Source organism: Poseidonibacter sp. (genome assembly GCF_041821165.1).
Classification (GTDB): domain Bacteria; phylum Campylobacterota; class Campylobacteria; order Campylobacterales; family Arcobacteraceae; genus Poseidonibacter.
Window position 1 is genome coordinate 1 of sequence record NZ_JBGUES010000161.1, and the last position, 5,352, is coordinate 5,352.

Below are 5,352 nucleotides of genomic sequence, written 5' to 3' on the forward strand. Positions count from 1 at the left end.
AAATTGTATCATAAATTTTTACTATTTGATGTTTTTTTCTAATTTATTTGTATAGTAAGAAACTGGATATGTTAATAATAAATAACCAATTGCAAGAGGAATATAACTTTCCAAAGTAGAATAAGTAATAGCATCAACTTCTTGTGCATTCATTGTAAATTCAGATATTGCAATAATTGAAAGAAGAGATGAATCTTTTATAATTGATGCAAATTGACCAGTTAAAGCAGGTAACATTCGTTTAAATGCCTGAGGAAAAATAATATATCTATATAATTGATAATCACTCATACCAAGACTTAATCCTGTTTCAAATTGCTCTTTTTCAATTGATTGGATTGCAGCTCTTATAATTTCACAAACATAAGCACCTGAAAAAATCGCTAAGATAAATGTTCCTACAATATATCTATTTTCAAAACCTAGATTATTTGCAAATACATAAAAAAATATTAAAATTTGAACAAGAAGAGGTGTGCCTCTAATTATCTCAACATAAAATCTTGCAAAGAATCTAAGAAGTATTAGTTTTGAATTTTGTGCATAAGCAAAAAATAGACCAATAATAAAACTTAAAATAAGTGCAAAAGCTGAAATAATTATAGTCATTAAAAATCCATTTATGAATTTTTGTTTATATTCATAAACTTGCGCCCAGTTAAAATCATAAGATATATTTACAAACATAAAATAAATAGGAACAACTATAAGAAAAAGAAGTAAAATAAAATTAAAAAGATACACACCCTTTGAAAGTGATGTATCTTTTTTATATGTTAATTCATTTATAAATAATTTTTTTAAATTCAAGATACTTAAGTCCTAAAAGAAAAAAGGTATATTTAATGAATCAAATGTTGCTTTTGCATCTTTTAAATGCTTATGTGCAAGTTTGTCAAATGTTCCATCTGCTTTTGCTTTTTTAATAAACTCATTTACTTGTTTTTGAAGTTCAACATCTTTTTTATTTAAAGCAACACCCCAATATTCATAATCTTTTTGAAATGGTTTTAAAAGTGCAACAGTTGTATCTTTATGTTGTGCATGATTTTTATATATTGTTAACTGATCATATAAAAAACCATCTGCTTTTGCTTGAACAACTTCTAATACACAAGCATTTTCTTTATCAAATATTAAAACTTCTGCATTTTTTAGGTTTTTGATTGCATATAAGTGTCCTGTTGAACCTTTTTTTACTGCAATTTTTTTACCCTTTACATCTAAGTCTTTTATATCTTGTATACCTGAGTTTTTATTTGCTAAAATTGCAAGAGAAGATTGTGCATAAGGAATTGAGAAATTAATAGATTTTTTTCTTTCTTCTGTAATTGTCATAGATGAAATAATTAAGTCTATTTTAGAAGTTTTCAAAGATGGTATTAATCCACTCCATGCAGTATTTTCTATTACTACTTCTTTTCCTAAATAATCACCTAGTGCTTTAGCAAAATCAACAGATACACCTTGAGGTACACCATCTTTATCTGACATTTCAAATGGAGGATAAGCAAGCTCCATACCAACTGTTAATACTTCTTTTGTTTGAACATTTGTTGTTTTACTTTCTGTTTTATTATCACAAGCTGTTAAAAATATTGAAATAATTGAAACAAAAAGTATTGAAAATAGTTTTTTCATTATTTACCTTTAATAAGAATTTTACATATTATTACATACTAAGCTTAAGCTGCGGTTATTGATATTGTATTTATTTATTAAAAATTGAATATAATAAGAGCTAAATTTAATAAGTAATGCTACTTTTTGGAATAAAAATAAACTAAAATTTACAATTAAGACAATTTTTATCCTATTTAGATTAGAATACATAAAATTAATTAAAAAATATATGATAATTATAAACAAAATTGATAATTGTTATTAAATAATATGGAGTATAGAATATGATGGAAGTTTATTTAGACAATAATGCAACTACTGTAGTTGACCCTAAAGTTTACGAAGAAATGAAACCTTTTTTCTGTGAAATTTATGGTAACCCAAACTCTTTACATAAATTTGGTGCAGGAACTCATCCAAAAATGGTTGAAGCACTTAACTTTTTATATGAAGGAATTAATGCAGCTGATGAAGATGATATCCTTATTACTGCAAATGCAACTGAAAGTAATAACACTGTTTTAAAAGGTATTTGGATTGATAAAATCTTAAATGGTGAGAAAAAACATATTATTACAACTGAAGTTGAACATCCAGCTATTACTGCAACATGTAAATTCTTAGAATCACAAGGTGTAGCAGTTACATATTTACCTGTAAATGAAGAAGGTGTTTTAGAAGCAAGTTCAGTTGCTGAATTTATTAAAGATGAAACAGCTTTAGTTACAGTAATGTGGGCAAATAATGAAACAGGAAAAATCTTCCCAATCAAAGAAATAGGTGAAATTTGTAGAGAAAAAGGTGTACTTTTCCATACTGATGCTACACAAGCAATAGGAAAAGTTCCTGTTGATGTTCAAGATTTCAAAGTAGATTACTTATCTTTTTCAGCTCATAAATTCCATGGACCAAAAGGTATTGGTGGATTATATGTAAGAAAAGGTTGTGAATTAACTCCATTATTACATGGTGGTGAGCAAATGGGTGGTAAAAGAGCTGGTACTGTTGATGTTGCTTCAATGGTAGGAATGGGATGGGCTATGAAATTAGCTACTTCTACTATGGCTATTGCTTATGAAAAAAATCATGTAAGTAAACTAAGAGATAAATTAGAAAATGCAATTTTAGAATTACCAGAAACAATTGTTATTGGTGGTAAAGAAAATAGAACTCCAAATACAACTTTAATTTCTATTAGAGGTGTTGAGGGTGAATCTATGTTATGGGATTTAAATCAACATGGTGTTGGTGCAAGTACAGGTAGTGCATGTGCTAGTGAAGATTTAGAAGCAAACCCAGTTATGAATGCTTTTGGATCAGATAGTGAATTAGCTCATACAGGAGTTAGATTCTCATTAAGTAGATTTAATACAGTTGAACAAATTGATTATGCAATCGAAGTAATTACAAATGCAGTTACAAGATTAAGAGGTATTTCAAGCTCTTATGCTTATGCACCTTCATGTCATAAATCTGGTTTATAATAAATAATAATAAAAAAAAGATATAAAAAGGAAAAAAAATGGCAAAAAATGATTTAATTAGCGGATCAATTTGGGATGAGTATTCAAATCAAGTTGTAAATAGAATGAATAGTCCACAACACCAAGGTGAAATCACAGAAGAAAGAGCAAAAGAATTAGGTGCAAAACTAATTGTTGCTGATTTTGGTGCTGAATCATGTGGTGATGCAGTAAGATTATACTGGGCAGTAAATGAAAAAACAGATGAAATCGTAGAATCAAAATTCAAATCTTTTGGTTGTGGTACTGCAATTGCATCTTCTGATGTTATGGCTGAATTATGTGTTGGTAAAACTGTTGATGAAGCTGTAAAAATTACAAATATTGATGTTGAATTTGCACTAAGAGATAATCCAGATACTCCTGCTGTTCCACCTCAAAAAATGCACTGTTCTGTTATGGCTTATGATGTTATTAAAAAAGCAGCATCTGAGTATAAAGGTGTTGATATGGAATCTTTTGAAACAGAAGTAATTGTATGTGAATGTGCAAGAGTTTCTTTAGGAACTATTCAAGAAGTTATTAAAATCAATAATTTAAAAACTGTTGAAGAAATTACAGATTATACAAAAGCAGGAGCTTTCTGTAAATCATGTATTAAACCAGGTGGTCATGAAGATAAAGAGTTCTACTTAGTAGATATCTTAGCTGATACAAGAGCACAAATGGAAGAAGAAAAAATGAAAACAGCAGCAGATGCAAGTGCAGCTGGTGAATTAACATTTGATAAAATGACTTTAGTTCAAAGAATTAAAGCAATTGATTCAGTACTTGATGAAGATATTAGACCAATGCTTGTTATGGATGGTGGTAATATGGAAATTATTGATATTAAAGAAAATATTCCTCATTATGACTTATATATCAGATACTTAGGTTCATGTTCAGGATGTGCGTCTGGGTCTACTGGAACATTATATGCAATCGAATCAGTATTACAACAAAAAATTGATGAAAACTTAAGAGTTTTACCAATTTAATCATTTATTACTAAAAATACTATCAACTATTAAAAAAGGCTCGTGCAGATTGTATGAGCCTTTTTTTATGCCTAATAATAAGTAATTACAATATAATTACATAAAAAAGGTTTCTTATGACTATGCTTACTAAAATTGGAAATTCAAAGGGAGTTAGAATTCCTAAATCTATTATTCAACAAGCTCATCTTGAGGGTGTACATTTAGAGTTTGAAGTTTTGAAAGAGGGTGTTCTTATAAAACCAATTATTAATAATTCTAGAGAAACATGGGTTGATAATATCTCAAATACCATAAAAAAAAGTAAATCAAAAGAGGATGAAGCTTTATTAGAAGATTTTTTAAATGATAGTGATTTAGAGGATTTTCAGTGGTAAGCGATATTCAAAGATTTGATATTTATTTAGTTAAATTAAATCCAACGATTGGTTCAGAAATTCAAAAAACAAGACCTTACATTATTATTTCACCAAATGAAATGAATATCTTAAAAACTGTAATAGTTGCACCAATGACAAGTAAAGGCTTTGATTTTATTTTTAGACCTAAAATAACTTTTGAGAATAAAGAAGGTTTAGTTTTATTAGATCAGATTAGAACAGTAGACAAAACTAGACTAGTTAAAAAAATAGGTTCAATTGATAAAACCTTATCTAAAGAAATATCTTCTATGTTAGTTAAGATTTTTGAATATTAAAAAAGGCTCGTGCAGATTGCATGAGCCTTTTTTATACTCCTTTTTATAACTATATTGCTATAACTTCTTCTTTACCTTTAAACTCTTTTTCATCTACATTTTCAAGAGTTTTTTTCGCTATTTTTGAAGTATTGATTGCAATATCATAAGTTTGATTAGCTGCACTTGCAATTTCTTGTGTTTGTTGGTCTTGTTGTGTTACTGCATCATTGATTTGTTCTATTCCACTTTTTTGTTCTTGTGAAGCCATTTCTACATTTTTAATAAGTCCAATTGTTTTATTAATATTTTCATTTAAAACAGTATAACCACTAATCATTTTTGTAGAGATGTTTTTTCCTTCAATAGTTTTAGTATTTGCATTTTCTACTAAAGCTTTTATCTCTTTTGCTGCATCAGCTGCTCTACTTGCAAGATTTCTAACTTCTTGTGCTACTACTGCGAAGCCTTTTCCAGCTTCTCCTGCTGTTGCTGCTTCAACAGCTGCATTTAGTGATAATATATTTGTTTGAAATGCAATTTGATCAAT

General features: G+C 28.1%; 7 protein-coding genes. 4 read left to right on the forward strand and 3 right to left on the reverse strand.

The window, feature by feature from the left end; genetic code table 11:
• Positions 1-21: 21 nt before the first annotated feature.
• Together ACERKK_RS10850 and ACERKK_RS10855 are read right to left on the reverse strand one after the other, a co-directional pair.
• Entirely contained in the window at positions 22-810 is a 789-nt protein-coding gene (locus tag ACERKK_RS10850; protein ID WP_373773096.1) for an amino acid ABC transporter permease, read from the reverse strand.
• 12 nt (positions 811-822) lie between these two features.
• A complete protein-coding gene (locus ACERKK_RS10855; RefSeq protein ID WP_373773097.1) occupies positions 823-1,641 on the reverse strand; it encodes a transporter substrate-binding domain-containing protein in 819 nt (272 codons plus the stop codon).
• 269 nt (positions 1,642-1,910) lie between these two features.
• On the opposite strand from ACERKK_RS10855, the gene ACERKK_RS10860 reads away from it, so the two are divergent.
• From ACERKK_RS10860 to ACERKK_RS10875, 4 genes are all read left to right on the forward strand, one after another.
• Positions 1,911-3,107 (forward strand): NifS family cysteine desulfurase, encoded by a 1,197-nt coding sequence (locus tag ACERKK_RS10860; RefSeq protein WP_373773102.1) that lies wholly within the window; start codon positions 1,911-1,913, stop codon positions 3,105-3,107.
• Between the two features lie 38 nt (positions 3,108-3,145).
• Positions 3,146-4,126 carry an iron-sulfur cluster assembly scaffold protein gene (locus ACERKK_RS10865; protein WP_373773098.1) on the forward strand — a complete coding sequence of 327 codons (981 nt, stop codon included), beginning with the start codon at positions 3,146-3,148 and terminating at the stop codon, positions 4,124-4,126.
• 116 nt (positions 4,127-4,242) lie between these two features.
• On the forward strand, positions 4,243-4,503 hold the full coding sequence (locus tag ACERKK_RS10870) for an AbrB/MazE/SpoVT family DNA-binding domain-containing protein (RefSeq protein WP_373773099.1): 261 nt from the start codon (positions 4,243-4,245) through the stop codon (positions 4,501-4,503).
• Positions 4,497-4,823 (forward strand): type II toxin-antitoxin system PemK/MazF family toxin, encoded by a 327-nt coding sequence (locus ACERKK_RS10875; protein WP_373773100.1) that lies wholly within the window; start codon positions 4,497-4,499, stop codon positions 4,821-4,823. Before ACERKK_RS10870 ends, ACERKK_RS10875 begins: the two co-directional genes overlap by 7 nt.
• Before the next feature lie 49 nt (positions 4,824-4,872).
• On the opposite strand, the gene ACERKK_RS10880 is transcribed toward ACERKK_RS10875, so the two are convergent.
• Positions 4,873-5,352 (reverse strand): methyl-accepting chemotaxis protein (locus tag ACERKK_RS10880; protein ID WP_373773101.1); only part of this gene is annotated, 480 nt, incomplete at its 5' end.

Excerpts from the sequence above, each read along its gene's own strand:
- ACERKK_RS10855 (WP_373773097.1), bottom strand. The coding sequence starts at position 1,641 with ATGAAAAAACTATTTTCAATACTTTTTGTTTCAATTATTTCAATATTT.
- ACERKK_RS10860 (WP_373773102.1), top strand. The coding sequence starts at position 1,911 with ATGGAAGTTTATTTAGACAATAATGCAACTACTGTAGTTGACCCTAAA.
- ACERKK_RS10865 (WP_373773098.1), top strand. The coding sequence starts at position 3,146 with ATGGCAAAAAATGATTTAATTAGCGGATCAATTTGGGATGAGTATTCA.
- ACERKK_RS10870 (WP_373773099.1), top strand. The coding sequence starts at position 4,243 with ATGACTATGCTTACTAAAATTGGAAATTCAAAGGGAGTTAGAATTCCT.